This is a genomic window from Streptomyces sp. NPDC001549 (genome assembly GCF_042894025.1).
Classification (GTDB): domain Bacteria; phylum Actinomycetota; class Actinomycetes; order Streptomycetales; family Streptomycetaceae; genus Streptomyces; species Streptomyces kutzneri.
This window is the reverse complement of the sequence record NZ_JBIAVJ010000002.1, coordinates 248,366-273,132: the sequence shown is the minus strand read 5'-3', so window position 1 is coordinate 273,132 and position 24,767 is coordinate 248,366. Positions and strand designations below refer to the sequence as shown.

Sequence of the window (24,767 nt, the reverse complement as noted above, 5' to 3'; positions counted from 1 at the left end):
TCGGTGCACGCTGTTAGTGAGCGTTAACGTGTATGGACAGGTTAACGACCGCTAACGGCCCTGTCTAGAATGGTTTCCCATGAGCACCAGAGCGGCCGCCCCCACCCGTCGCGAGCAGATCCTCAGTGAGGCCGCTCGTCTCTTCGCCGCGCGTGGATTCCACGGCGTGGGCGTCGACGAGATAGGGGCCGCGGTGGGCATCAGCGGCCCCGGCCTGTACCGGCACTTCGCGGGCAAGGACGCCATGCTCGCCGAACTGCTCGTCGGCATCAGCGAGCGGCTGCTGACCGGAGGCCGGCACCGCGTGGCGGAGGCGGCGGGCGACCCGGCCCGGGTGCTGTCCTCCCTCATCGACGGCCACATCGACTTCGCGCTCGACGACCGGGCCCTGATCACCCTCCACGACCGCGAGCTCGACCGGCTCCGGGACGCCGACCGCAAGCTCGTACGGCAGCTGCAGCGCCAGTACGTGGAGCTGTGGGTGGAGGTCGTACGGGAACTGCACCCGGAGGTCGCCGAGGCGGAGGTACGGGTCTCCGTGCACGCGGTCTTCGGCCTGCTCAACTCCACCCCGCACCTGGCGGCCTTGGGGCGCGAGGCGGTGGAATCGCTGCTGCGGCGCCTCGCGCACGGGGCGTTCGGGGCGCTGTCGGCATGACCCGCGGCGTCCGCCGACCGGAATGGACGCGCCGCCTCCGCCCCGGCGGCGGCAGAATGGCCCGTATGCCGAAGCCGATAGAGACGCCCGTACCCACCCGCGCCGAACTCATCGACCACCTGGTCCGCACGCGGATCGCGGGGCAGGTCGCCACGCCGCGCGACAACAACCTCAGTCACTACCGCAAGCTCGCCAACGGCGACCGGCACTACTGGCTCGGCCTGGAACTGGGCGACCGCTGGACGGACGAGCAGGACGTGCTCGCGGTGATGGCGGAGCGGTGCGGCGTCGTGGACGACCCCGAGGTCCGGTTCGGCCAGGACACCATCGACCCCGAACTGACGGTGGCCGGCCTGGACCGGCTGGCGGCGCGGGTGCGCAAGGCGGCGCTGGACCGGCAGAGCGTGCTCTTCGCCACCGGTCACCCGGGCGGCCTCCTGGACGTCCACCGCGCCACGGCGGCGGCCCTGCGGGCGGCGGGCTGCGAGATCGTCGTCATCCCGCAGGGGCTGGTGGCGGACGAGGGTTCGGTGTGGCAGTTCGCGGACGTCGCGGTCCTGGAGCGGGGCGCGACGCTGTGGCACACCCACTCGCCGGAGCCGATGGCCGCGATCCTGGACGGCCTGACGGCCCAGAACCGCCCGCTGCCGGACCTGGTCGTGGCCGACCACGGCTGGGCGGGCTGCGCGGCGCAGCGCGGCCTGGACGCGGTGGGCTACGCGGACTGCAACGACCCGGCCCTGTTCATCGGCGAGGCGGAGGGCACCCTCCAGGTGACGATCCCCCTGGACGACCACGTCCGCGACCCGCGCTACTACGACCCGATGGTGGCGTACTTCCTGGACGCGGCGGGCCTGTTGGGGGAGTAGCGCGGAGGAGCACAGGGAAAAGCCCCGGCCGGGAGCATCCGGCCGGGGCTTCCTCATGCGGCCAGTGTCACGATCAGGCAGACGACGAAAAAGATGACAGAGGCGAATTCCGGTGCGAGGCTGGACCGCTGCTGGCGCATCGGCCCTCCCGGCGCCCCGGACGCGGCATGTCGCATGGCTTCCATGTCGGCCAAGAGCTGCATTCTCGCATTTTTTCCGCCCAGGACCCTTTGAAAGGCCCGAGGGTGAAATTCCCCGTCCCCGCCGGCTGATCTATTCGCCAGACAAAGGTGATGCCCAAGGGGAGTTCGCTGCCATGTCATTTCGGAAATCTCCGACCACGGAACCCATACCGTGCGATAGGGTTCGCGGACAACGAGATACTCCTTCTCCGTGCGCAAACCAGGGGCGAAATGGAATCGCCATACGATGCACACGAAGACGGGGCAGGCCATCAACGCCGCGGCCAGTGGGCGGTAAGAGTCGTGCGTCGAGCTGATGGCCTCGACCAAGACGATCGCCGGAATGGCGAGGAATATTCCAGAATAGAGGAGGCCTTTCAGTGTACTGCTTGTCGACCTCTTCATCGTTGCCAAAATCCCCTGTACCCCCAAGCGCTCACGACCCTGTCGGTTATATTCTGCGCAATGGCCACGTCGCCAGCAAGTAAGAAAGCAGACCGACTGCGTCCCCCACGAGTGGCCGTACTGTCCCGCTTGTGGCGGTGGTTGTCAGTGGCCGTGGTTACGGTCGCCGTATGCCGAAGTCTCCGAAGGCGCGCAACCCGCTGTCCGTCCTGGCCGAGGATCCCCAAAGGCGGGCCCTCGGGCTTGAGTTGCCGCGCGGTGCGCTGATCGACCGGCCCGGCCGGCGGGGGTGGTGGAGGGAGCCCGAGCCATTGCTGTGGGTGTCCGACGAGGCCGTGGGGGTCGGGGCGCTCGCCGCGTACCGGAGTCCCGCGCTCGCGGCCGCCGGGCTGCAGGCCGTGCTGCTCCAGGGGCGGCGCGGGCTGGAACGGTGGTGGCAGGACCGGGAGTTCATGCCGGAGCGGATGTCCGACCCCGACGACCACCACGTCGAGCCGGTGCTGCGCGAGTTCTGGAGCAGAGTGGTTCCCGATCCGGAGGAGGTGGAGGAGGGCGAGGAGCTCATCGCGCCCTTCGGCAGGGACTGGCCCGGGCTCGCGGAGGACGGGCCGGACGGCTCGGACGATCCGGACGCCCTGGCCTGCGAGCTCGCGGACGCGCTGATCGCGAGCGGCTTCCTGCCGAGCCCGCGGCTCGCGCTGGTCCCCGCGGGCCGCGGGGCCGACGTACCCACCGCCGTGGGTTGGTGCGGCCCGACCAACCACGAGAACGACACCGCCTTCATCAGCACGGTCCTGCGCTCCTGGGAGGACCGCTTCGGCGCCCGCGTCGTCGCCCTCGGTTTCGACGAGCTCCACGTGTCCGTGGCGGCCCCGCCCCGTACGCTCGCCCGCGCGCTCCCCGTCGCCGCGGAGCACTTCGCCTTCTCGCCCGACAACATCTGGCAGGGCTCCGGGAGCATCCGCGCCTACGCCGACGAGGCGGTCACCGGCAGCAACCACTGGGGGTTCTGGTGGGACTGAGCGGCCAGGCGGACGTCACGCACGCGGGACGCGTACGACACCCTCCTGGATGACCGTCACGGCCAGCCGGCCGTCCTGCGTCCAGATGCGGGCCTGGCCGAGGCCCCGGCCCGCGGCCGCCGAGGGCGACTCCTGGTCGTACAGCAGCCACTCGTCCGCGCGGAACGGCCGGTGGAACCACATCGCGTGGTCCAGCGAGGCGCCGACCACGTCGCCCACCGCCCAGCCGCCGCGCCCGTGCGCGAGCAGCACCGAGTCCAGCAGGGTCATGTCGGAGACGTAGGTGGCCAGGCAGGTGTGCAGCAGCGGATCGGCGCTGTCCAGCTTGCCGGCCGTACGGAACCACACCTGCGAGCGCGGCTCCACCGGCTCGCCGATGCTGCCCCAGGGCGGGGTCGTCGCGTAGCGCAGGTCCACCGCCTCCCGCGTCTCGATCAGCCGCTCCACCGTGCCGGGGTCGCGGAAGATCTCGCGGTACGCGGGCAGCGACTCGGCCGCGGTGGGCAGGGACTCCGGGTCCGGGGCGGACGGCATGGCGACCTGGTGGTCGAGGCCGTCCTCGTACGTCTGGAACGACGCGGAGAGGTGGAAGATCGGCTGGCCGTGCTGGACGGCGACGACCCGGCGCGTGGTGAAGGAGCGCCCGTCGCGGATCCGGTCCACCGAGTAGACGATGGGCGCGGAGGTGTCCCCGGTGCGCAGGAAGTAGGAGTGCAGCGAGTGCGCGATGCGGTCCGCGGGGACGGTCCGGCCGGCCGCGACCAGGGCCTGGGCCGCGACCTGGCCGCCGAAGACGCGCGGTACCAGCGAAGGACGGCTGGTACCGCGGAAGATGTTCTCCTCGATCTGCTCGAGGTCGAGCAGATCGAGGAGCGTCGTCAGTGCCTGGTTCATGGGGGAAGGGTAGGTGCCCGGATTCCTTACAGGCCCATGGACTTGGCGATGATGGACTTCATGACCTCGCTGGTGCCGCCGTAGATGCGGTTCACGCGGTTGTCGGCGTACAGGCGGGCGATCGGGTACTCGTTCATGTAGCCGTAACCGCCGTGCAGCTGGAGGCACTTGTCGATGACGCGGTGCGCGACCTCGGTGCAGAACAGCTTGGCGGAGGCGGCCTCGGCGGCGGTCAGCTCACCGGCGTCCAGGGCCTCCAGGGCGCGGTCGGCGACGGCCTCGGCGGCGTCCACCTCGGCCTGGCAGGAGGCCAGCTCGAACTTGGTGTTCTGGAAGTGGGCGACCGGCTTGCCGAAGACGGTGCGCTCGGTCACGTACTGCTGGGCGAACCGGATGGCGGCCTTGGCCTGCGCGTAGGCGCCGAAGGCGATGCCCCAGCGCTCGGAGGGCAGGTTGGCGCCGAGGTAGTAGAAGCCCTTGTTCTCCTCGCCGAGCAGGTCCTCGACCGGGACCTTCACGTCGACGAACGCCAGCTCGGCGGTGTCGGAGGTGCGCAGGCCCAGCTTGTCCAGCTTGCGGCCGATGGAGTAGCCCTCGGACTTGGTGTCCACGGCGAAGAGGGAGATGCCGAAGCGGCGGTCCTGCTCGCTGGGGGCGGAGGTGCGGGCGCAGACGATCACGCGGTCGGCGTGGACGCCACCGGTGATGAAGGTCTTGGAGCCGTTGAGGACGTAGTGCGTGCCGTCCTCGGAGAGCTTGGCGGTGGTCTTCATGCCCGCGACGTCGGAGCCGGTGCCCGGCTCGGTCATCGCGAGGGCCCACATCTCCTCGCCGGAGACGAACTTCGGCAGGTAGCGCTTCTTCTGCTCGATGTCGGCCAGCATCTTGATGTAGGGGAGGGCGAGCAGCACGTGCACGCCGGAGCCGCCGAAGTTGACGCCCGCGCGCGAGGTCTCTTCGTAGAGGACGGCCTCGAACTTGTGGGTGTCCAGGCCCGCGCCGCCGAACTCCTCGGGCACGTTGATGCCAAAGACGCCCAGCTCGCCGAGCTTGTAGTAGAAGTCGCGCGGCGCCTGACCGGCTGCGAACCACTCGTCGTAGACCGGGACGACCTCGGCCTCGATGAAGGCGCGGATGGTCTCGCGGAATGCCTCGTGGTCCTCGTTGAAAACGGTACGGCGCACAGCCGGCTCCCTTCGGTTGCGGCGGTCCGCCGCCATGCCTAAGCGCTTGCTCAGGCTAAGTTACCGGCCAGTCAAACTAGCTGTCCAGAGCGGAGGCCCTGCAGAAAGGGTGGGGTGGCTCACCCCGGCCCTCCGGAAGCGACCCCCGGCGGTGACCCCGGCGGTGACCCCGGCGGAGGGGGTTCGTCCGCGCCGCGGTGGCCGAAATGTGGCCGGAATGCGCTCAAGAATGCCTTGTTCGTGGTCTCACGTACCGATTCGCCCTCCCCTAATCTGCCCGGCATGCCACTTTTCCGGAGAGCGAAAAAGGCCGGCGCGGGTGTGGGCGGGGGGTCGGGCGGCGGACCGGGCGGGGGGCGCGGCGGGTCGGAGCCGTCCCCGGTACCGGCCTGGTGCGCGTGGTTCAGCCCCGCCGACTGGCACGCCTTTGAGGCGCTCCTCAACGATGTCTTCCTGGACGGGAACGCGAGCGGGCCGCCCATGCGCTTCGGTGAGCACCGTCACCTCTCGCGCGCCGCCGAGGGCGAGCCGGTGCACCGCTGGACCTCGCGGAGATAGCCGAACTGGTCCGGGCACTGCCGCACACGAACTGGCGGTCGGCCACCGTCTCCTTCCTGAACCAGAAGCAGCGGCTCGCCGAACGGCGGCGCGAACTGCACCGGGCGGGCTTCGCCGAGGTCCGCCACCTGCTCATGCCGAGGCTGGTCACCGTCGACTCGGTGGGCGAGGGGCACGCGGTGGCGACGGCCCTCACCGAGGAGCTCGCGGCCGTCGTGATGATCCACGTGGGCGGCGACTTCTCCGCCCCCGTACCGCCCGACCAGTTCCGCTCCTGGCAGGTGGACGAGTCCGAGGTGTGGGCCGCCGCCATGGCCAACCTCGACGCCGCGCCGGTCTCCCTCCAGTACAACGAGGACGAGAACCCGCTGGTGAACGTCGAGGGCGAAGGCGGCTACACCTCGACCCACCTGCTGCGCGCCGCCGACCTCGTCGACCGCCCGGCGCCCCACGGCATCCTCGCGATGGTCCCCTTCCACGGCCACCTGATGCTGTGGGCCGTCGAAGGGCCGGAGCTGCACACCTGCGTGATCGCCTACGGACCGCTCGTCCGGAAGATGTGGGAGGACGCACCGGAGGGGTACCGGCTGAGCTCGCGCCTGCTGTGGATCGGGGAGGACGGGATCGAGTCGGTCGGGGTCGAGCCCGCCCCGCCCGGCAGCAAGGAGCCCGGGGTGATCACCGGCTCCGCCGCCTTCGTGGAGATGCTCTCCGCCTTCCGCCCGCCGGACGGCCACCGCGGCTGAGCGGGATCCTCGCCCTCACCCGGCGGCGACGCGCAGCGCGAACCACAGCTCCATCCGCACGTCCGGGTCGTCCAGGTCCCGGGCCAGCAGTCCGGCGGCGCGGCCGACGCGCTGGCGGACGGTGTTGCGGTGGACGCCCAGGGCCGTGGCCGTGCGGTCCCAGTTGCCGTGGTGGGCCAGCCAGCCGCGCAGGGTCTCCCGCAGGGCGGGGGAGAGCGGCCCCAGCAGGGCCTCGGCATGGGCGCGCGCCTCGGCCTCGCCGACCAGGCCCGCGAAGCCGGGGTCGGTGTGGCGGGCCAGCGGGGTACGGGCGGCCTCCGCGCGCTGAAGGGCCCGCGCGGCCTGGGCGTCGGCCGTGGCCAGGGCGGCGGGCGCGGAGGGCGCGGCCGGGGCGCTCACCCCGAGCCGCCAGCCGGGCTGCGCGGCGGGCTCCCGGTCCGTGAGCAGCCGCAGGCCGCCCTCGTGCGGGTCCAGCAGTACGGTGCCCAGCGCGGCCGCGAGGGCCTGCGGATCCCCGGACCCGCGGGCGTGGACGGCGTACCAGGGCCCGGCCGTCAGGGCCGCGGCCGGATTCCCGTCGAGCAGCAGCCGGGTCAGGGCCGCCGCCTCCGCCCCGGCGGGCCGCTCGGCGGTGAGCAGGGCCAGCAGGACGGCGGCGATGGAGGCGATGGTGTGGTCGCCCGGGGTCCGGGCCGCCGTGGCCAGGGCCAGCACCCGGCCCCCGCCCACGGCGTACGCGGCCAGGCTCGTGGCGCCGACGGCGTCGGTGGCGGTGGCGGCGGACCCCGGGGCCACGCGGCGGGCCAGGGTGTCCACCGCGTCGAGCGCGTCCGTGCCGGGAGCCGTACCGGCGGTGAGGGCGCCGGGAGCTCCGGTCGTCCCGGCGGTCCGAGGCGGGACCTCGGCCCGCCCACCGCCCCCGCCCCCCGGTGTGAGCAGGGCGGCCCAGCCGCCGATGCTCGCCGCCAGCCGGGACAGGACCGCCGGGACCGGGTCCGGGCGGGCGGCGGCCGCCGCCAGGGCCTGCTGGGCCTCGGCGACCCGGCGCAGCTCCCGCGTACGGGCTTCCGCCATCAGCCGCCCGACGGTACGGGCGACCGCGGTGAAGGGGGTCCCCGGCGGGACCTCCACGAGCGGCAGGCCGTACCGCTCGCACGCCTCGGCCAGGCCGGGCGGGACCACCTCGTGCACCGGGGTCACGCCGAAGCCGAGCGCGGCGGCTCCGGCGCGGGCGAGCCGGCTGACGTAGGCCGCCGCTCCGGCCTGCGCCAGCGAGGCCCCTGCCGTCAGCAGCAGCTCGCCGCCCAGCAGGTACGGGGACGGGTCCGCCATCTCGGAGGCGTGTACCCCGTGCACCTCCGCCGTCCGCGGCCCCGCGAGATGCCGCAGCCCGAGCGCCCGCTCCCCGAGCAGCCCACCGAGCAGCACGGGCGGCGTCATCGGCTCCCCGGCGGGAGCTCCGGGCCCGGCTCCTGCCGGAGCCCCCGCCGGAGCCCCCGCCGGAGACTCCGCGGGAGACTCCGCGGGAGGCCCCGCCGGTCCCTCCGTGGGCCCGGCCCCCGCCGCCGAGCCGTTGCCGGGTTCCGGGTCGCCGGGAAAGGTAGCCATGGATGCTCCGTACATATCAGCTGCATCAGATGGATGAAACGTACACTCCCCACCCCTGGGTGGCCCGCTTACGCTCGAAGTACCGCACACGTCAGGCCAGAGAAAGAGGCACAGCCATGAGCACGCAGCCGCGCGGCCCCGTCGACTCCTCCCGCATCCCGCGCTACGCGGGCCCGGCGACCTTCGCCCGTCTGCCCCGCCTCGACGAGGTCGGCTCCGCCGACGTCGCCGTCGTCGGCGTGCCCTTCGACTCCGGCGTGTCCTACCGCCCCGGCGCCCGCTTCGGCGGCAACGCCATCCGTGAGGCCTCGCGCCTGCTGCGCCCGTACAACCCGGCCCAGGACGCCTCCCCGTTCGCGCTCGCCCAGGTCGCCGACGCCGGTGACATCGCCGTGAACCCCTTCAACATCAACGAGGCCGTCGAGACGGTCGAGGCCGCCGCCGACGAGCTGCTCGGCGCGGGCTCCCGTCTGATGACCCTGGGCGGCGACCACACCATCGCCCTGCCGCTGCTCCGCTCCGTCGCGAAGAAGCACGGCCCGGTCGCGCTGCTCCACTTCGACGCGCACCTGGACACCTGGGACACCTACTTCGGCGCCGAGTACACCCACGGCACCCCGTTCCGCCGCGCCGTCGAGGAGGGCATCCTCGACACCGAGGCGCTCTCCCACGTCGGTACCCGCGGCCCGCTGTACGGCAAGCAGGACCTGGACGACGACGCCAAGATGGGCTTCGGCATCGTCACCTCGGCCGACGTCTACCGCCGCGGCGCCGACGAGGTCGCCGACCAACTGCGCCAGCGCATCGGCGACCGCCCGCTGTACATCTCCATCGACATCGACGTGCTCGACCCGGCGCACGCGCCCGGCACCGGCACCCCGGAGGCGGGCGGCATGACCTCCCGCGAGCTGCTGGAGATCATCCGCGGTCTGTCCTCCTGCAACCTCGTTTCCGCCGACGTCGTCGAGGTCGCCCCGGCGTACGATCACGCCGAGATCACCTCGGTCGCGGCCTCGCACACCGCGTACGAGCTGACCACGATCATGTCGCGACAGATCGCGCAGGCGAAGGGCAAGTAAGCGAAGTGACGCACGACCACGACCTGGTACTCCGTCCCACCGAAGCCCAGAAGGCGGCCGCGCTCGCGCCGCCGCCCGGGCGGACGGGCGGGGACCTGGTCGTGGAAACGCTGCGCTCGCTCGGCGCGAACACCGTCTTCGGCCTGCCCGGCCAGCACGCGCTCGCCCTCTTCGACGCGGTCGGCCGCTCCGACCTGCGCCTCGTGGGGCTGCGCACGGAGAACAACGCGGGCTTCGCGGCCGACGCGTACGGCCGGATCACGGGCGAGGCGGTGCCGCTGCTGCTCTCCACCGGCCCGGGCGCGCTGATGGCGCTGCCCGCCCTGGCGGAGGCGGCGGCCGCCTCGGCCCCGGTCCTCGCGATCTCCTCCCAGGTCCCGGTGGCGGGCCTGGGCGGCGGGCGGCGCGGGCACCTGCACGAGCTGCGCGACCAGTCGGCGTCCTTCCGGGACGTGGTGAAGTCCGTCCACACGGTCCGCACCCCCTCCCAGCTCCCCTCGGTGATCGCGGAGGCCTGGGAGTCGGCCCTGACCGCCCCGCACGGCCCGGTGTTCGTCGAGATCCCCGAGGACGTGCTGCGGGCCGAGACCGTCATCCCGCAGGTCACGGGCGTGGACGCGACCCCGCACGAGCTGGCCCCGCGGCCCGAGCTCACCGCCGTGGCCGCCCACTGGCTGGAGAACGCCACCCGTCCGGTGATCATCGCGGGCGGCGGTGTCGTCCGCTCCGACGCGGCCGGCAAGCTCAAGCAGCTCGCCGAGCGCCTGAACGCACCCGTCGTCACCACCTTCGGCGGCAAGGGCGCCTTCCCGTGGACCCATCCGCTCTCCCTCCAGTCCTGGCTGGAGGACCGCCACATGACCGACTTCCTGGAGGACGCGGACGTCCTGCTGGTGGTCGGCTCGGGCCTCGGTGAGCTCTCGTCGAACTACCACACGTTCTTCCCGACGGGCCGGGTCGTCCAGATCGAGGCGGACCTCGGCAAGCTGGAGTCGAACCACGCCGGCCTCGGCATCCACGCGGACGCCCGGCTGGCGCTGCAGGCCCTGCTGGAGACGGTGTCCGAGCGCGAGGACCCGTCCGCCCCGGAGCGCGTCCGGCTGGTCCTCGCGGACATCGCGGCCCGCCTCGCCACCCAGGACGTGGCCCTCGAACAGGAGCTCCTCGGCTCGATCCGGGCCGCCCTCCCGGCCCGCTCCCCGTCCTTCTGGGACATGACGATCCTGTCCTACTGGGCCTGGTCCGCCTTCGACCCCAAGCACCCCAACACCATGCACTCGGCGCAGGGCGCGGGCGGCCTCGGCTACGCCTTCCCGGCGGCCCTCGGCGCGTGCGTCGCGGAACCGGACACCCCGGTGCTGGCGGTGTCCGGCGACGGCGGCGCGATGTACTCGGTCGCGGACCTGGCCACGGCGAGGCAGCACGACCTCGACGTCACCTGGCTCATCGTGGACGACGGCGGCTACGGCATCCTGCGCGAGTACGGCTGCGGCACCGGCACCCAGCTGGCCGGCCCCGACTTCGTGGCGCTGGCACAGTCCTTCGGCGTCCCGGCCTCCACCACCACCCCGGAGTCCCTCCGCGAGGACCTCGCGAAGGCCCTCAAGACCCCGGGCCCCTCGGTGGTGGTCCTTTCGGCCACCTTGCGGATCTTCGCCCCGACCCACGTCGAGGCTCCGGACACGGCTGGCTAAGGTAGCGGCGCCGGCACAGATCGTCCGGCGGGAGCCGACCAGGGGGAGCGATGTCGTTCGAGGGCGAATGGAGCCGGCAGAAACAGACCGCGGCAGAAGGCCCCCCGCCGCAGATGCGACTGAATCAGCTCCCCGCAGACCCGGGCGGCTCCCCGGCGCCCGGCAGCGGTAGCGGATACGGGGTGCTGGCCACGGCCCCGCCCGAGAAGAAGAAGGCGGCCAACACCATCGAGAACGTCCTGCAGCCCGGCACCACCAAGGCGGCGGACGCGGCCGACGAGCCCACCAAGAGCGCGGTCAAGGCCTTCAGCGGCTGGGATACGGCGGCGGGCCTGTCGAAGGCGCACACGCACTGGGACGACCAGGTGAAGCGCCTGATGGGACGGCTGAACTCGGAGAAGACGGCCCTGCGCGGCGCGTCGAACCTGTTCACCGGGAACGACCAGCTGACGGGCAGCAGCTTCCAGCCCGTGCAGTCCAAGGTCGCGGGACTGTAGGGGGAGACGTGCCGAACTACTCCGAGATCATGCAAACGGACCTGTCCGCGCTCACCACGGCCGCCGACGGCTGGAAGGCCATGGCGACGCAGTTCAAGACCATGGAGGACGTCTACAAGGACGAGGTCCAGAGCGTCTCCGCGGGCAACGGATGGCTGGGCTCCAGCGCCACGACCGCCGCCACCAACTCCTCCATGACGCGCAAGGAGTTCGCGGCGGCGCAGAAGGAGGCCCTGGCCATGGAGTCGCTGCTCCGTGACGCGCACGCCCGGTTCACGGACCTCAAGGGCCGGGTGGTGTCGGCCGTGGCGGACGCCAAGACCGCAGGAATGAAGGTCTCGGACGCCGGCATCGCGAGCTACGACTTCTCCAAGGCCGACCCGGCCAGCGTGAATGCGATCCGCCACGACCCCGACCTCCCGGAGATCGAGCGGTCCTGGACGAGCCGGATCAGCGACACGGTCAAGGCGGTCACCGAGTTCGACCAGGACGTCAAGACGGCCCTGCTGAACGCGTCGGGGGCCGACGGAACCTCGATGTTCGGCTTCAACTCCACGCCCGTCAACGACGTCGAGGCCGTGGAGGCGCTGGCCCTCACCCAGAAGATCCGTGACGGCAAGGCCTCGCCGGAGGAGCTGCGGCACTACAACGACGTCCTCAAGCAGAACTCCGGGGACAAGCACTTCAGCGAGGCGTACCTGCACGCGCTGGGGCCGAAGGACACCCTGCTGCTGGCGGACCAGATGAACCTGGCGTCCAACGACCGCGGCGCGTCGGCGGCCGACAAGAAGCTCTACGAGTCGATCAATTCCGGCCTCGCGGGGACGATCGCCTCGGGCACCAAGGACCCGGCCGGCTACGCCTACAAGCCGTTCGTGGACGGCCTCAAGGAGCAGGGCCCCGAGCTGGTTGCCAAGGGCCTGCGGCCGACGTACGGATACCAGGCGCTGGTCACCCTCATGTCGAACGGCAACGGCTACGGCAAGCAGTTCCTGAACGACCTCGGCGACGGCATGATCGAGGCCGAGAAGTCGAAGCCGCACATGTACTCCCACGCCTACGACTCCCAGCGCCCGAACCTCGTCTCCGACCCGCTGGACGGTCTGCTGGGCATCATGGCCAAGGACCCGGACTCGGCGACGTACTTCCTCGACCCCGAAGCGCCGGGCAACAAGAACGAGCACCTGAAGTACATGCTCACCGACCGCGACATGCCGGACCCCTGGATCTCGACCGGCGTCGGCCCGCCGATCGAGATGGACGGGGACAAGACGGCGGGCCTGGGCGCGGCCATCCAGGCGGCGGCCACCGGGCATGTGGACGGCGAGAAGCTGGGCCCGCCCGGCCCGCACACCGAGGGCCAGGCGCGGGTGATGCACAACGCCATCCGGCTCCTCGACGACGAGATGGGCGGGGACGAGTTCCCGGAGGACCTGGAGGGCCTCCGCCAGCCGATGGCGAAGGCCCTGGTCGACTACGTGGCCGACACCCACATCATCTTCAACGGTCAGCAGTCCGATTACGGCAGTGCGGCGGGCAGCGATTCCATCTTCGGATCGGGCGACAAAGCGCACATCGCGGTGGGCCAGGGCAGCCTGGTGCGTGTGGTCCGAGGCATCGCGGACGACGGACCGGCCTTCGCTCTGATGGTCGAGGCGGAGCGGGCGTACTCGGCGGACCAACTGGCGACGGCCCCCGAGTACTCGGGCGACTCCAAGCACGGAGCCAGCTCGAACTGGGACCACCGGAGCAAGGAGATCGGCACGGCGGCGGGCGCCCTCAACGGCATCGGTGCCGACGTCTACAAGGACAAGGAAGACGACCAGGTCCAGTGGGCGGAGGGAACAGCCGAGCACACAGCGGCGGGCCTGAACGGATTGATCGGCGAGATCCCGGTCGTGGGCACGGTCGGAGGCTCGTTGATCGACTCGGCCAAGTACGAGTGGGTCGAGGGGGTCAAGAGCGAGGTCGAGGATCAGGGGAAGCAGGATTCCAGCAAGAACTACGGGCAGGGCCTCGACGCGACCAACAAGCTCTTCGACGAGTGGGGCAAGCAGAGAGGCATCACGGGAGATGGTCCGTTCACGTCGGCGAAGGACAACGCTGGTGGCGGATACGAGGACGGACGGAACGCGGCTCGTGCGCATCTCAGGTCATAGTGGGGCCGGCAGGGCCGTCAAGCGATCGATTGCTGCCCTCGTGTGCGTGGCGGCGGTTTCCTCGTGTTCCGGGGAGAGCCCTGCGCCACGCGCTGATGACCTGTGCAGTGTCGCCGAGTCCTCGGACGAGGCCGCGGCGCTGCGGCAGATCATCGGTTCCGGAGACTACGAAACCCAGGTCGACTCGACCACCGATGCTCTGACGAGCCGGTTGAAGAAGGACTTGCGTGAGCGCAAGACCGACGACTGGACCACTCCTGCCGACATGTGCTCGTACGTCCCCGCGAACCAGTCAAAGCCGCACCGGGTGCGGGTGGAGTTCGGCTGGACTCCGCCCGCTGGGGCACAGGGGGCCAGGCCTGCGGTGAAGGACGCCAGCCGGTACGAGGTGAACGGCGCGCTCATCGAGACGGACGACATTGCGTCGCTGCTCCGCATTCGGTGTGATCTGCCGGGAGAGCTCGGAGCACCGTCGAAGCAGGTGTTGCTCTACGGGGACGTTTCCTACTCGATCAACATCCCGCGGACGGATATCGACCAGGCGGCCAGGGACCGGCAGACCACCTTCGCCTACCTCATGACCCGGCGTGTCACCGAGGCCCTCGGCTGTGAGAACAAGCCGCTGGACCAGGCTCCCGTGGTGAAGCCGGCGCCCAGCCCGTGAGGTGAGGGGCGGCCCTGACCCCGTCCGCCTCTGGCGCGGTCAGGCCGTCTCGTCCTGCGGAGCGGTGAACGCGACCGTGGATGTCCGGGCTCTCGGAGAAGTCCTCGGTGACGTCCTTGTCCCGGGTGAGTTTCCATCGTGCGTGGCTGCTCACCTTCCGGAAGGCGGTCGGCAACGCAATCCGCAGGCAGGGGGCGAGCCGGTACGGAATGCGAACAAAGGTGCGATCGAAGCGCTTGGGCCCGGGCTCCCCCATTCCGTTGTCGAGTGTCCTGAGTGCGGTTCGCCAAGCGTCGCTCGGCGGCACCGAGAAGGCAGCGCCCGAGATCGTCGCCGGGGTGCTCGGGCCGGCGGCCGGGGCGTCCGACCGTGTGCTCCCTCGGAGGTCCCGGCGGCGCCGGGCGTGTCAGCCGCCCGGCCGCCCTTCCTCCTCCTCGTAGGGATGGAGGAGGAGGCTGACCACGGCCACCCCCAGCGCCGTCCCCAGTCGTACCCACGGGTTCTCGGTCAGCAGTGCCACGATCTTCGCCGCGAGCAGTGCGATCAGGAACGCAGTGATGTAGGGGACGGCGGCGCGGACGGTGCGCTGCATGAAGCTGCTGCTGGTCGGCTGTTCGTGAGTGGACATGGTCCTCGATCCCTTCGCTGCGCCACCGGGGTCGGAGGGTGGCCGACTTCCAGCATCGGGGGCGCGGCCCGGTGGGCACAGATCCGGAAAGTCGGGACTTGACAGGTCCCGGCACGTCCCACTCACCGCCGCCGCCCCGCTCCCCCGTCGCCTCCCCACCCCGGTCGGACGCGGTCCGCGCGCCCCCGCCGTACGGCAGTGCGATTGTTGCGGCGGGATGAAATCCGCCGGTCGGAGCGTTGGCGCTTCCGGCAGGACAGGACGAACGGGGAGGCCTCACGTGGCGGCGGCAGAGACAGCGGCTGGGGAGAAACAGGGCTGGGGCAAGCGGCTGACGGCCTACACCTGGCGGTACAGGACCAATGTGCTGCTCGCGCTCGGCTCCTCGCTGGCCGGCATGGCCGTCATGGCGGTCGTGCCGCTGGTCACCAAGGTGATCATCGACGACGTCATCGGGGACCGGACCAAGCCCATGACGCCCTGGGCCGGGGCGCTCATAGCCGCGGCCCTGCTCGTGTACGTGTTCACCTACATACGCAGGTACTACGGCGGGCGCCTCGCCCTCGACGTGCAGCACGACCTGCGCACCGACATGTACGCCACGATCGCCCGCCTCGACGGGCGTCGGCAGGACGAGCTGAACACCGGCCAGGTCGTCGGCCGCGCCACCAGCGACCTGCAGCTGATCCAGGGCCTGCTCTTCATGCTGCCCATGACGATCGGGAACTTCCTGCTCTTCGGGATATCCCTCGGGATCATGCTCTGGCTCTCGCCGCTGCTGACCCTCGTCGCCCTGCTCATGGCCCCCGCCCTGTGGTTCATAGCCAAGCGCAGCCGCAAGAAGCTCTTCCCCGCCACCTGGTGGGCCCAGGGCCAGGCCGCCGCCGTGGCGACCGTCGTCGACGGGGCCGTGACCGGCGTCCGCGTCGTCAAGGGCTTCGGCCAGGAGGAGCAGGAGACCGGCAAGCTGCGCGAGGCCGGCCGCCGGCTGTTCGCCGGGCGGATGCGGACCATCCGGCTCAACTCGCGCTACACCCCCGCCCTCCAGGCCGTCCCCGCGCTCGCCCAGGTCGCCATGCTGGCCCTCGGCGGCTGGATGGCCACCAAGGGCCAGGTCACCCTCGGCACCTTCGTCGCCTTCTCCACCTACCTCGCCCAGCTCGTCGGACCCGTCCGCATGCTCGCCATGGTCCTCACCGTCGGACAGCAGGCCCGGGCCGGCGTGGAGCGCGTGTTCGAGCTCATCGACACCGAGCCCGAGATCCACGAGGGCACCCACGAGCTCCCCGCCGACGCGCCCGCCACCGTCGAGTTCGACGACGTCCGCTTCGGCTACGACCCCGAGCGGCCCGTCCTCGACGGGTTCTCGCTCTCCGTGGCGCAGGGCGAGACCGTCGCCGTCGTCGGGTCCTCGGGCAGCGGCAAGTCCACCGTCGCGCTCCTGCTGCCCCGGTTCTACGACGCCGACGGCGGCGCCGTCCGCGTCGGCGGCCACGACGTCCGCGAGCTGACGTACGACTCCCTGCGCGGCGCGATAGGCCTGGTCCCCGAGGACTCCTTCCTCTTCTCCGACACCATCCGCGCCAACATCGCCTACGGGCACCCCGGCGCCACCGAGGAACAGATCGAGGCCGCCGCCCGCGCCGCCCAGGCCGAGGGGTTCATCCAGGCCCTGCCCGCCGGGTACAACACCAAGGTCGGCGAGCAGGGGCTCACCCTCTCCGGCGGTCAGCGCCAGCGCATCGCCCTCGCCCGCGCCATCCTCACCGACCCCCGGCTGCTGCTCCTCGACGACGCCACCTCCGCCGTGGACGCCCGCGTCGAGCACGAGATCCACGAGGCCCTGCGCTCCGTCATGGCGGGCCGGACCACCCTGCTGATCGCCCACCGCCGCTCCACGCTCGCGCTGGCCGACCGGATCGCCGTACTCGACCGCGGGCGGCTCGCCGACATCGGGACGCACGAGCAGCTGGAGAGCCGGTCCGCGCTCTACCGCAGGCTCCTCACCGACCCGGACGCGCTCGGCGCCGCCTCGCCGCGGACCCCGGACGCCCGGGGGATGACCGAGTTCGAGCGCGAGCTCGACCGGGACCTCGAACGCGGCATCGAGCTCGAGGCCGAGATCGACTCGGAGCCCGTCAACGCCAAGCGCCGGGTCGCCGGCGGGGTCACCCCCGAGCTCTGGCGCCGCCAGGACGAGCCCGACGGCACGGCCGCCCCCGCTCCCGGCGCCGCGCCCGCTCCCGCCCCCGCTCCCGGCGCCGCGCCCGCTCCCGGCGCCGCCCCCGCCGCCGCGGGTGGCGCGCCCGGAGCCGGGCATTCCATGGCCGGGTCCGTCTCCGGCATGCCCGCCACCCCCGAACTGCTCGCGCAGGTGGCCGCGCTGCCGCCCGCCGACGACGTGCCCGAGGTGGACGAGACCCGCGCCGCGGCCGCCGAGGAGAGCTACGGCCTGCGCCGCCTGCTCCGCGGGTTCTGGGCGCCGCTCGCCGTCAGCCTCGGCCTCGTCGCCGCGGACGCGGGGGCCGGACTGCTGCTGCCGATCCTGATCCGGCACGGCATCGACCAGGGCGTGGAGCAGGCCGTGCTCGGCGCCGTCTGGGTGGCCGCCGGGCTCGCCCTCGCCCTCGTCGTCGCGCAGTGGGCCGCGCAGTTCGCCGAGACCCGCATGACGGGCCGTACCGGCGAGCGCGTGCTGTACGCACTGCGCGTCAAGATCTTCGCCCAGCTCCAGCGACTCGGCCTCGACTACTACGAGCGCGAGCTGACCGGCAAGATCATGACCCGGATGACCACCGACGTGGACTCGCTGAGCTCCTTCCTGCAGACCGGGCTCGTCACCGCCGTCGTCTCCGTCTTCACCTTCTTCGGCATCCTGATCGCGCTCCTCGTCCTGGACGTCGAGCTCGCGCTGATCGTCTTCGCGACCCTGCCCGTCCTGGTCTTCGGCACGATCGTGTTCCGCCGCAGGTCCGTCGCCGCCTACGAGCTCGCCCGCGACCGGGTCAGCCTGGTCAACGCCGACCTCCAGGAGTCCGTCTCGGGCCTGCGCATCGTCCAGGCCTTCCGCCGCGAGGGCTCGGGCGCCAAGCGCTTCGCCGAGCGCAGCCACTCGTACCGCGAGGCCCGGGTCCGCGGCCAGTGGCTGATATCCGTCTACTTCCCCTTCGTGCAGCTGCTGTCCTCGGGCGCCGCGGCCGCCGTGCTGATCGTCGGCGCGGGCCGGGTGGAGGCCGGGACGCTCACCACCGGCGCGCTGGTCGCGTACCTGCTCTACATCGACCTGTTCTTCGCGCCCGTCCAGCAGCTCTCCCAGGTATTCGACGGCTACCAGCAGGCCACGGTCGCCCTCGGCCGCATCCAGGGGCTGCTGCGCGAGCCCACCACCACCCCGCTGCCCGAGCGGCCGCGGGCGGTGGAATCGCTGGGCGGGGAGATCGCCTTCGAGAACGTCCGCTTCCAGTACGGGACGGCCGAGGAGCGCGGCGAGAAGGCCGAGGCCCTGGCCGGTATCAGCCTGCGGATACCCGCCGGGCAGACCGTCGCCTTCGTCGGCGAGACCGGAGCCGGAAAGTCCACGCTGGTCAAGATGGTGGCCCGGTTCTACGATCCGACCTCCGGCCGGGTCACCGCCGACGGCGCCGACCTGCGCGAGCTGGACCTGACGGCGTACCGCCACCGCCTGGGCGTCGTTCCCCAGGAGGCCTACCTCTTCCCGGGGACGGTCCGTGACGCCATCGCCTACGGGCTCCCCGGCGCGAGCGACGCCGAGGTGGAGGCCGCCGCCCGCGCGGTCGGCGCCCACGACATGATCGCCACCCTCGACGGCGGCTACCTGCACACCGTCGCCGAGCGCGGCCGCAACCTCTCCGCGGGCCAGCGCCAGCTGATCGCACTGGCCCGGGCCGAGCTCGTCGACCCGGACGTGCTGCTGCTCGACGAGGCCACCGCCGCCCTCGACCTGGCCACCGAGGCCCAGGTCAACCAGGCGACGGACCGGCTCGCGGGCAAGCGCACGACCCTGGTGGTCGCGCACCGGCTGACCACCGCGGCGCGCGCCGACCGGGTCGTGGTCATGGACCGCGGCCGGGTCGTGGAGGACGGCACCCACACCGAACTCCTGGCGCGCGGCGGCCGGTACGCCGAACTGTGGCGCGCCTTCGTCGGCGAGGACGAGCGCGCCGCGGCCTGAACGGACCGCCTGTCGGAGGACGCCCCGGGATCAGAACTCGCCGAAGAGCAGGTTCCCCGGGGCGTCCTCGTCGGTGCCGGTGTAGTACTCGCGTACCGCGGCGAGCAGTTCGTCGACGCTGAGGCAGCCGTCCCCGTTCGCGTCGATGCGGCGGAAGAGCGCCTCGGTGTCGGCGGGGCTCAGCCGCGTGTCGAAGGCCTCCTGCGCCCGGTGGAACTCCTGTGGACTGATGAGCCCGTCGCCGTCGGTGTCGACGATCGTCAGGATCGCGCTCATCATCGGGCGGAACGAGCGGTCGTAGGCGGGCCCGCCCTGTGCGTACAGGCGGGTCATGCCCTGCTTGTACTCCTCGGGCGTGACCTTGCCGTCCCGGTCGATGTCCAGCTCGGTGAACAGGTCCTGCCAGAAGTCGGCCAGCCCGCCCATCACCAGCTCCGCCCTGGGCGAGCCGGCCGGCTCCGCGAGGGCCGTCAGCAGCCGGGAACCGAGCGCGATGATGTCGTCGGCGTCGATCACGCCGCTCCTGTCGGCGTCCAGGTGCGTGAAGGCGCGCGCCAGCTTGCGGTCGAGCAGGTCGTTCGTCATCTCATGGCCTTTCACGGCTGCAGCCCCGGCTGCGGTCACGGCGAGCGGGGTGTGGGTCACCTAGCGTAATCGCCGTCCTGGGGGTGAACTCCCGCTGCTGCGCCGGGGGGTGGCGGATGCACCCGTACGAGGGAGGCGGCCCGGTGTGGCTGCCCGGTGCCGGCGGGCCGGACCCTTGCGCGCGGCAACCATCCGAGGGGTTCGGGCGTCGTACGTGCGTGCGTGCACTGTACGTACGGCCGATCGGGGGACAGGGTGTTGCAGGGATGGAGGAGGCGCGGCCGCCGGGTCGCGTCCCTGGGGGTGTTCACGGCGGCGCTGTGGCTCTCGGTGGGCGGGCTGTGCACGTCGTCGGCGGCGCAGGCCGCGACCGAGGGCTGCGGGGGGCGGCTGACCCGGACGGTGGCGTTCGAGACGGGTGAGGTGCGGGTCTACAAGAGCCGTAACCAGGCTTGCGCGATGACCGTGGCGCGGGTCTCCGGCGAGCGGCGCCGGATGGCGGTGAGCATTCAGCCGCGCGGCGGTGCCCCGGTGCGTGACGCCGGGCGATTCACCCGATATGCCGGGCCTGTCACTGTGGGGGCGATCAACCGCTGCGTGTATGTAAAGGGGGGCGTGGGGGCCGGATCTGCGGATTCCGGCTGGATCCTGTGCTGACGGACAGGCCCAACTGGGTCTGGTCAGTGGTGCGTTGACCCGGCTAGGTTCACGGCGACCGAAGTGAACTCAAGGGGAGGGTGAATGCGCAAGACGCTCGGATGGCTGCTGTCGCTCGTGGTGCTCATCGGCACCATGGGGGCGGCCGGCTCCACGGCGCAAGCGGCCGCAGCCGCGCAGCCCGCGGCCGCCACGGACATCAAGGACCAGATCCTCGGCATTCCCGGGATGAGCCTGATCGAGGAGAAGCCGTACCCCGGCTACCGCTTCTTCGTACTGAACTACGAGCAGCCGGTGGACCACCGGCAGCCGTGGAAGGGCACCTTCAAGCAGCGCCTGACCCTGTTGCACAAGGACGTCTCGCGGCCGTCGGTGTTCTTCACCTCCGGCTACAACGTCAACACCAACCCGCGCCGCAGTGAGCCGACGACCATCGTCGACGGCAACCAGGTGTCCATGGAGTATCGATTCTTCACTCCCTCCCGGCCCGACCCGGCCAACTGGTCCAACCTGGACATCTGGCAGGCCGCCAGTGACCAGCACCGCATCTTCACCGCCCTGAAGAAGATCTACAAGAAGAACTGGCTGGCCACGGGCGGCAGCAAGGGCGGCATGACGGCGACGTACTACGAGCGCTTCTACCCGCGCGACATGGACGGTGTCGTCGCGTACGTCGCGCCCAACGACGTCGTCAACAACGAGGACTCGGCCTACGACCGGTTCTTCGCCAAGGTCGGCACCAAGGAGTGCCGCGACAAGCTGAACGCCGTCCAGCGCGAGGCACTGGTGCGCCGCGAGCCGCTGGAGGCCAAGTACGCGGTCGCCGCCGCCGAGAACGGCTGGACCTTCACCACCGTCGGCGACCTCGACAAGGCCTACGAGGCCGTCGTGCTCGACTACGTGTGGGCCTTCTGGCAGTACAGCCTGCTCGCCGACTGCGCCTCCGTCCCGGCCGCCGCCACCGCGAGCGACCAGCAGATCTGGGACACCATCGACGCGATCTCCGGCTTCTCGGCCTACGCCGACCAGGGACTGGAGACGTACACGCCGTACTACTACCAGGCGGGTACGCAGCTCGGCTCCCCGGACATCAAGCAGCCGCACCTGAAGGGCCTGAGCCGCTACGGCTACCAGCCGCCGCGCAACTTCGTGCCCCGCGACATCCCCATGGCCTTCCAGCCGGGGGCGATGGCGGACGTGGACAGGTGGGTGCGCGACAACGCCCACCAGATGCTCTTCGTGTACGGCCAGAACGACCCGTGGGGCGCCGAGCCGTTCCGCCTCGGCTACAACGTGCGCGACAGCTACGTGATGATCGCGCCGGGTGCCAACCACGGGGCGAACGTCGCCAAGCTGATGGACGGCGAGAAGGCGCTCGCCACCGCGAAGATCCTGCAGTGGGCCGGGGTGGCCCCGGCCGCCGCGCTCGCCGACGCGGGGAAGGCGGCGCCGCTGGCGGCGCCGGACGCGCAGCTCGACCAGCGTGACCCGGAGCGCGAGCCGCAGCTGCGGCCGTAATGCTCCGCCGGGCCACGGGCCGGGCGTACGACTAGTACGTCAGCCCGTGGCCCAGCAGGTAGCGGCCCGGGACCGGGACGGGCAGGCGGCCGGCGGGCCGCAGCGCCCCGGTGAGCACCCGGGCCGCCGCCCGCATCTCCACGTCCGTCCAGGAGTACGTCGCCAGTTCCGCCGCGCAGGCCGGCAGCCGGGCCGGGTCGTACGGGTTGCGGACCGCCAGCGAGACGACCGGGACGCCGGAGGCGATCAGCTCCGCCACCAGCGTGCGCTGCGGACTCTCGCCCTCCGGGACGTTGTACGTGCACACCAGCACCGCCGCGTGACCGGCCGCGGCGGCCACGGCGCGGGCGGGCGGCACCGCTGTGGCCCGGCAGCCCAGGGCGGTCAGCTCCCGGGCCAGTACGGCCGTAGGGGGGCCGGTCGTACCCGTGGGGGAGACCGGGTCCGCCCCGGTGACCAGCAGGCGTGGCCCGGCCGTCGCATCGAACGGCACCAGCCCGCGGGGATTGGCCAGCAGGGTCGTCGTGGCGGCCGCGATCGCGTCGGCGGCGTCGAGATGCTCCTGGACGCCCACGGCGGCGTCCACCTCCCGGACCGTGGTGTACGCCTCGTCGAACAGCCCCCGGCGGGCCTTCAGTTCCAGGATCCGCAGCACCGATTCCTCGATGCGCGCCTCCGTCAGCTCGCCCGACTCCACGGCCGCCCGCACACTGCGGTGCGCGAGGTCCAGGTCCGGCGGGTTCAGCAGCTGGTCGCAGCCCGCCAGCAGGGCCAGCACCGGGACGCGGTCGTCCCCGTACTTCTGGCGGACTCCGGCCATGTCCAGGGCGTCGGTGACCACCACCCCCTCGAAGCCGAGGCGTTCGCGCAGCAGACCGGTGACGATCGGCCGGGAGAGGGTCGCCGGGTCCCCGGAGGGATCGAGCGCGGGGAAGACGATGTGCGCCGTCATGACGGCGTCCACGCCCGCCTCCACCGCGGCCCGGAAGGGCGGCTCGTCCAGCTCCTCCCAGGCGGCCCGGGTGTGCCGCATCACCGGCAGCCCGACATGGCTGTCCGTCTCGGTGTCCCCGTGGCCCGGGAAGTGCTTGGCGGTGGCGGCGACCCCGGCCCCCTGGTAGCCGCGGACCTGGGCGGCGACGAGCTCCGCCACGGCGTGCGGGTCGGAGCCGAAGGACCGTACGCCGATCACCGGATTGGCCGGGTTGACGTTCACATCGGCCACCGGCGCGTAGTCCTGCCGGATGCCCATGGCGGCCAGCTCGGAGCCCGCGATGCGCGCCGCCCGCAGGGCGTGGGCGGTGGAGCCTGCCGCACCGAGCGCCATCGCCCCCGGGAGCAGGGTCGCGGGCTTGCCGATCCGGGCGACGGCGCCGTGCTCCTGGTCGGTGGAGAGCAGCAGGGGGATCCGGGCACCGGTGGTGAGGGCGGCCTGCTGGAGGCCGACCGAGAGCGCGGCGATCTGCTGCGGGCCGCGGGTGTTGTGGGCCCAGGCGAAGTAGATGATCCCGCCGAGGTGGTAGCGGGAGACCAGCTCGGCGGCGGTGCGCACCCCGAACGCCGCCAGGTTCTGCTCGGCGTCCGCCGGAGCGGGGTCGGTCGCCGAATGCCCGTAGGCCCGTGAGACGAAGAGCTGCCCGACCTTCTCGTCGAGGCTCATCCGGTCCACGAGGGCGCGCAGCCGCGCCCGGCCGGGGCGGCGGCCGGGCGGCCGTGAGTCGTCGGGGGCGTGGTGGGAGCCCGCCGCGGCCGAAGCCGCCCCGGCGGCCGTGACGGCGACCATGGCGGCTGCGGCGAGCAGATTCCGGCGCGAGGCGTGGTTCGGCACGCGCCGGACCCTACTGCCGGGGTACGCCCGGGGGGTGACGGACACTCGGAAGGTCCCCCGGACGAGGCCCCGGGCCGACACTGCCTACGCCTCCTGCCGGTCCGCCCAGTGCTCCTGCAGGCTCCGCACGGCCTCGGTGATCGCGGGGCGCCGGGCGGCCCCGGTCCGCCACAGGGCGTACAGCCTGCGTACGGGGCCCGGCTCCAGCGGCACGGCCACGGCCCCCGGAGGCAGCGCGCCGGTGCCCAGCCGGGGGACGACGGCCACCCCGAGCCCGGCCGCGACCAGGGCGACGATGGTGTGGTTCTCCTCCGCGACATGTGCGATGTCGGGCTCGAACCCGGCGGTGCGCAGGGTCCGTACCAGCCAGTCGTGGCAGACCCGGCCGGGCGGCTGGCAGACCCAGCGCTCGCCGCCGAGGTCGGAGCGCCGGATGACCCGGCGCGCGGTGAAGGGGTGCCCGGCCGGTACGACCAGGTCGCAGAGGTCGTCCCCGATCACCGCCTGCTCGATCCCCTCCGGCGCGGGCAGCGGGGCGATGTCCCAGTCGTGGGCCACCGCGAGATCGGTGACCCCCCGGGCCACCAGTTCCACGGACAGGTGCGGGTCCACCTCGGTGAGCCGGACGTCCAGCGCCGGATGCCGGCGGGCCAGGTCGGCCAGCACCTGCGGCAGCAGCCCGCGCGCCGCCGAGGCGAACGCGGCCACCGTCAGCAGCCCGCTGGGCTGCCCGCGCCGCTCCTCCAGGGTGGTCTCGGTGCGCTCCACGATCGCCAGCAACTCCTGGGCGGCGTCGGCCAGATGGCGGGCCTCCTCGGTGAGCGCGACCCCGCGTCCGCGCCGCTCCAGCAGGGTGGTGCGGGTCTCCCGTTCCAGCTTGGAGATCTGCTGGGAGACCGCCGAGGGGGTGTAGCCGAGGGCGGCCGCCGCCCCCGCGACCGAGCCGTGGACGGAGACGGCGTGCAGGGCGCGCAGCCGGGCGAGATCGAGCATGCCTCCATCGTGGCACTGCGGGTACCCGTAAGCAATGCTTCATCCATCCCGGGAAGACATCCGCGCTGGTGCTACATGGTGGGGCAGCCGATGCTCGAAGCATGCGTCCCGTACACACCGCCCTCGCCGTGCTCGTCGCCGCCGTCT

Annotated in this window: 21 protein-coding genes; 13 read left to right on the top strand and 8 right to left on the bottom strand. The window is 72.1% G+C overall.

Annotation, left to right across the window (positions count from 1 at the left end; translation table 11 throughout):
* Positions 1 to 79 precede the first annotated feature (79 nt).
* Positions 80 to 658, top strand: a complete 579-nt coding sequence (locus tag ACFY04_RS04080) for a TetR/AcrR family transcriptional regulator (protein WP_389114096.1) — start codon at positions 80 to 82, stop codon at positions 656 to 658.
* Between the two features lie 56 nt (positions 659 to 714).
* Positions 715 to 1,527 (top strand): phosphatase, encoded by an 813-nt coding sequence (locus ACFY04_RS04075; RefSeq protein WP_389114095.1) that lies wholly within the window; start codon positions 715 to 717, stop codon positions 1,525 to 1,527.
* A gap of 53 nt (positions 1,528 to 1,580) precedes the next feature.
* Here ACFY04_RS04075 and ACFY04_RS04070 read toward each other — a convergent pair whose 3' ends face one another.
* Positions 1,581 to 1,730 (bottom strand): hypothetical protein, encoded by a 150-nt coding sequence (locus ACFY04_RS04070; RefSeq protein WP_389114094.1) that lies wholly within the window; start codon positions 1,728 to 1,730, stop codon positions 1,581 to 1,583.
* A 554-nt stretch (positions 1,731 to 2,284) separates the two neighbouring features.
* Between ACFY04_RS04070 and ACFY04_RS04065 the strand changes: the two genes are divergently transcribed.
* Positions 2,285 to 3,136, top strand: coding sequence for a DUF4253 domain-containing protein (locus tag ACFY04_RS04065; protein ID WP_389114093.1), 852 nt, complete (start codon positions 2,285 to 2,287; stop codon positions 3,134 to 3,136).
* A 15-nt stretch (positions 3,137 to 3,151) separates the two neighbouring features.
* Here ACFY04_RS04065 and tesB read toward each other — a convergent pair whose 3' ends face one another.
* Positions 3,152 to 4,030, bottom strand: coding sequence for an acyl-CoA thioesterase II (gene tesB, locus ACFY04_RS04060; protein WP_189737169.1), 879 nt, complete (start codon positions 4,028 to 4,030; stop codon positions 3,152 to 3,154).
* A gap of 26 nt (positions 4,031 to 4,056) precedes the next feature.
* A complete protein-coding gene (locus tag ACFY04_RS04055) occupies positions 4,057 to 5,214 on the bottom strand; it encodes an acyl-CoA dehydrogenase family protein (protein WP_351158536.1) in 1,158 nt (385 codons plus the stop codon).
* A gap of 282 nt (positions 5,215 to 5,496) precedes the next feature.
* On the opposite strand from ACFY04_RS04055, the gene ACFY04_RS04050 reads away from it, so the two are divergent.
* Complete coding sequence (locus ACFY04_RS04050; protein WP_389114092.1) at positions 5,497 to 5,772, top strand: hypothetical protein; 276 nt, start codon at positions 5,497 to 5,499, stop codon at positions 5,770 to 5,772.
* A gap of 134 nt (positions 5,773 to 5,906) precedes the next feature.
* On the top strand, positions 5,907 to 6,518 hold the full coding sequence (locus tag ACFY04_RS04045) for a hypothetical protein (protein WP_389114091.1): 612 nt from the start codon (positions 5,907 to 5,909) through the stop codon (positions 6,516 to 6,518).
* A gap of 15 nt (positions 6,519 to 6,533) precedes the next feature.
* Here ACFY04_RS04045 and ACFY04_RS04040 read toward each other — a convergent pair whose 3' ends face one another.
* Entirely contained in the window at positions 6,534 to 7,958 is a 1,425-nt protein-coding gene (locus ACFY04_RS04040; protein ID WP_389114090.1) for a helix-turn-helix domain-containing protein, read from the bottom strand.
* A 284-nt stretch (positions 7,959 to 8,242) separates the two neighbouring features.
* Here ACFY04_RS04040 and speB point away from each other — a divergent pair, with 284 nt between their 5' ends.
* From speB to ACFY04_RS04015, 5 genes are all read left to right on the top strand, one after another.
* Entirely contained in the window at positions 8,243 to 9,205 is a 963-nt protein-coding gene (gene speB / locus ACFY04_RS04035) for an agmatinase (protein ID WP_030013156.1), read from the top strand.
* A gap of 5 nt (positions 9,206 to 9,210) precedes the next feature.
* A complete protein-coding gene (locus tag ACFY04_RS04030; protein WP_389114089.1) occupies positions 9,211 to 10,899 on the top strand; it encodes a thiamine pyrophosphate-binding protein in 1,689 nt (562 codons plus the stop codon).
* A 113-nt stretch (positions 10,900 to 11,012) separates the two neighbouring features.
* A complete protein-coding gene (locus tag ACFY04_RS04025; protein WP_389114088.1) occupies positions 11,013 to 11,396 on the top strand; it encodes a hypothetical protein in 384 nt (127 codons plus the stop codon).
* An 8-nt stretch (positions 11,397 to 11,404) separates the two neighbouring features.
* Complete coding sequence (locus ACFY04_RS04020; RefSeq protein WP_389114087.1) at positions 11,405 to 13,555, top strand: hypothetical protein; 2,151 nt, start codon at positions 11,405 to 11,407, stop codon at positions 13,553 to 13,555.
* Positions 13,536 to 14,219 (top strand): hypothetical protein, encoded by a 684-nt coding sequence (locus ACFY04_RS04015; RefSeq protein WP_389114086.1) that lies wholly within the window; start codon positions 13,536 to 13,538, stop codon positions 14,217 to 14,219. Before ACFY04_RS04020 ends, ACFY04_RS04015 begins: the two co-directional genes overlap by 20 nt.
* A 406-nt stretch (positions 14,220 to 14,625) precedes the next feature.
* Here the strand turns inward: ACFY04_RS04015 and ACFY04_RS04010 are convergent, their stop codons facing one another.
* Positions 14,626 to 14,847: a hypothetical protein gene (locus ACFY04_RS04010; RefSeq protein WP_389114085.1), complete on the bottom strand. Its 222-nt coding sequence runs from the start codon at positions 14,845 to 14,847 to the stop codon at positions 14,626 to 14,628.
* Positions 14,848 to 15,127: 280 nt separating this feature from the next.
* Between ACFY04_RS04010 and ACFY04_RS04005 the strand changes: the two genes are divergently transcribed.
* A complete protein-coding gene (locus tag ACFY04_RS04005; RefSeq protein ID WP_389114084.1) occupies positions 15,128 to 19,039 on the top strand; it encodes an ABC transporter ATP-binding protein in 3,912 nt (1,303 codons plus the stop codon).
* Between the two features lie 30 nt (positions 19,040 to 19,069).
* Here ACFY04_RS04005 and ACFY04_RS04000 read toward each other — a convergent pair whose 3' ends face one another.
* On the bottom strand, positions 19,070 to 19,624 hold the full coding sequence (locus tag ACFY04_RS04000) for an EF-hand domain-containing protein (RefSeq protein ID WP_389114083.1): 555 nt from the start codon (positions 19,622 to 19,624) through the stop codon (positions 19,070 to 19,072).
* Between the two features lie 303 nt (positions 19,625 to 19,927).
* Here ACFY04_RS04000 and ACFY04_RS03995 point away from each other — a divergent pair, with 303 nt between their 5' ends.
* Positions 19,928 to 20,281 carry a hypothetical protein gene (locus ACFY04_RS03995; RefSeq protein WP_389114082.1) on the top strand — a complete coding sequence of 118 codons (354 nt, stop codon included), beginning with the start codon at positions 19,928 to 19,930 and terminating at the stop codon, positions 20,279 to 20,281.
* A gap of 84 nt (positions 20,282 to 20,365) precedes the next feature.
* A complete protein-coding gene (locus ACFY04_RS03990; protein ID WP_389114081.1) occupies positions 20,366 to 21,799 on the top strand; it encodes a S28 family serine protease in 1,434 nt (477 codons plus the stop codon).
* 31 nt (positions 21,800 to 21,830) lie between these two features.
* Here ACFY04_RS03990 and ACFY04_RS03985 read toward each other — a convergent pair whose 3' ends face one another.
* A complete protein-coding gene (locus tag ACFY04_RS03985) occupies positions 21,831 to 23,582 on the bottom strand; it encodes a glycoside hydrolase family 3 N-terminal domain-containing protein (RefSeq protein WP_389114282.1) in 1,752 nt (583 codons plus the stop codon).
* A 129-nt stretch (positions 23,583 to 23,711) separates the two neighbouring features.
* Positions 23,712 to 24,620, bottom strand: a complete 909-nt coding sequence (locus ACFY04_RS03980) for a LysR substrate-binding domain-containing protein (protein WP_389114080.1) — start codon at positions 24,618 to 24,620, stop codon at positions 23,712 to 23,714.
* Positions 24,621 to 24,767: the final 147 nt, after the last annotated feature.

What these genes read in the sequence shown, in the direction of transcription:
- ACFY04_RS04080 (WP_389114096.1), top strand. Translation starts at nt 80, where the DNA reads ATGAGCACCAGAGCGGCCGCCCCCACCCGTCGCGAGCAGATCCTCAGT.
- ACFY04_RS04075 (WP_389114095.1), top strand. Translation starts at nt 715, where the DNA reads ATGGCCCGTATGCCGAAGCCGATAGAGACGCCCGTACCCACCCGCGCC.
- ACFY04_RS04070 (WP_389114094.1), bottom strand. Translation starts at nt 1,730, where the DNA reads ATGCAGCTCTTGGCCGACATGGAAGCCATGCGACATGCCGCGTCCGGG.
- ACFY04_RS04065 (WP_389114093.1), top strand. Translation starts at nt 2,285, where the DNA reads ATGCCGAAGTCTCCGAAGGCGCGCAACCCGCTGTCCGTCCTGGCCGAG.
- tesB (WP_189737169.1), bottom strand. Translation starts at nt 4,030, where the DNA reads ATGAACCAGGCACTGACGACGCTCCTCGATCTGCTCGACCTCGAGCAG.
- ACFY04_RS04050 (WP_389114092.1), top strand. Translation starts at nt 5,497, where the DNA reads ATGCCACTTTTCCGGAGAGCGAAAAAGGCCGGCGCGGGTGTGGGCGGG.
- ACFY04_RS04045 (WP_389114091.1), top strand. Translation starts at nt 5,907, where the DNA reads ATGCCGAGGCTGGTCACCGTCGACTCGGTGGGCGAGGGGCACGCGGTG.
- ACFY04_RS04040 (WP_389114090.1), bottom strand. Translation starts at nt 7,958, where the DNA reads ATGACGCCGCCCGTGCTGCTCGGTGGGCTGCTCGGGGAGCGGGCGCTC.
- speB (WP_030013156.1), top strand. Translation starts at nt 8,243, where the DNA reads ATGAGCACGCAGCCGCGCGGCCCCGTCGACTCCTCCCGCATCCCGCGC.
- ACFY04_RS04025 (WP_389114088.1), top strand. Translation starts at nt 11,013, where the DNA reads ATGCGACTGAATCAGCTCCCCGCAGACCCGGGCGGCTCCCCGGCGCCC.
- ACFY04_RS04010 (WP_389114085.1), bottom strand. Translation starts at nt 14,847, where the DNA reads ATGTCCACTCACGAACAGCCGACCAGCAGCAGCTTCATGCAGCGCACC.
- ACFY04_RS04000 (WP_389114083.1), bottom strand. Translation starts at nt 19,624, where the DNA reads ATGACGAACGACCTGCTCGACCGCAAGCTGGCGCGCGCCTTCACGCAC.
- ACFY04_RS03990 (WP_389114081.1), top strand. Translation starts at nt 20,366, where the DNA reads ATGCGCAAGACGCTCGGATGGCTGCTGTCGCTCGTGGTGCTCATCGGC.
- ACFY04_RS03985 (WP_389114282.1), bottom strand. Translation starts at nt 23,582, where the DNA reads ATGGTCGCCGTCACGGCCGCCGGGGCGGCTTCGGCCGCGGCGGGCTCC.
- ACFY04_RS03980 (WP_389114080.1), bottom strand. Translation starts at nt 24,620, where the DNA reads ATGCTCGATCTCGCCCGGCTGCGCGCCCTGCACGCCGTCTCCGTCCAC.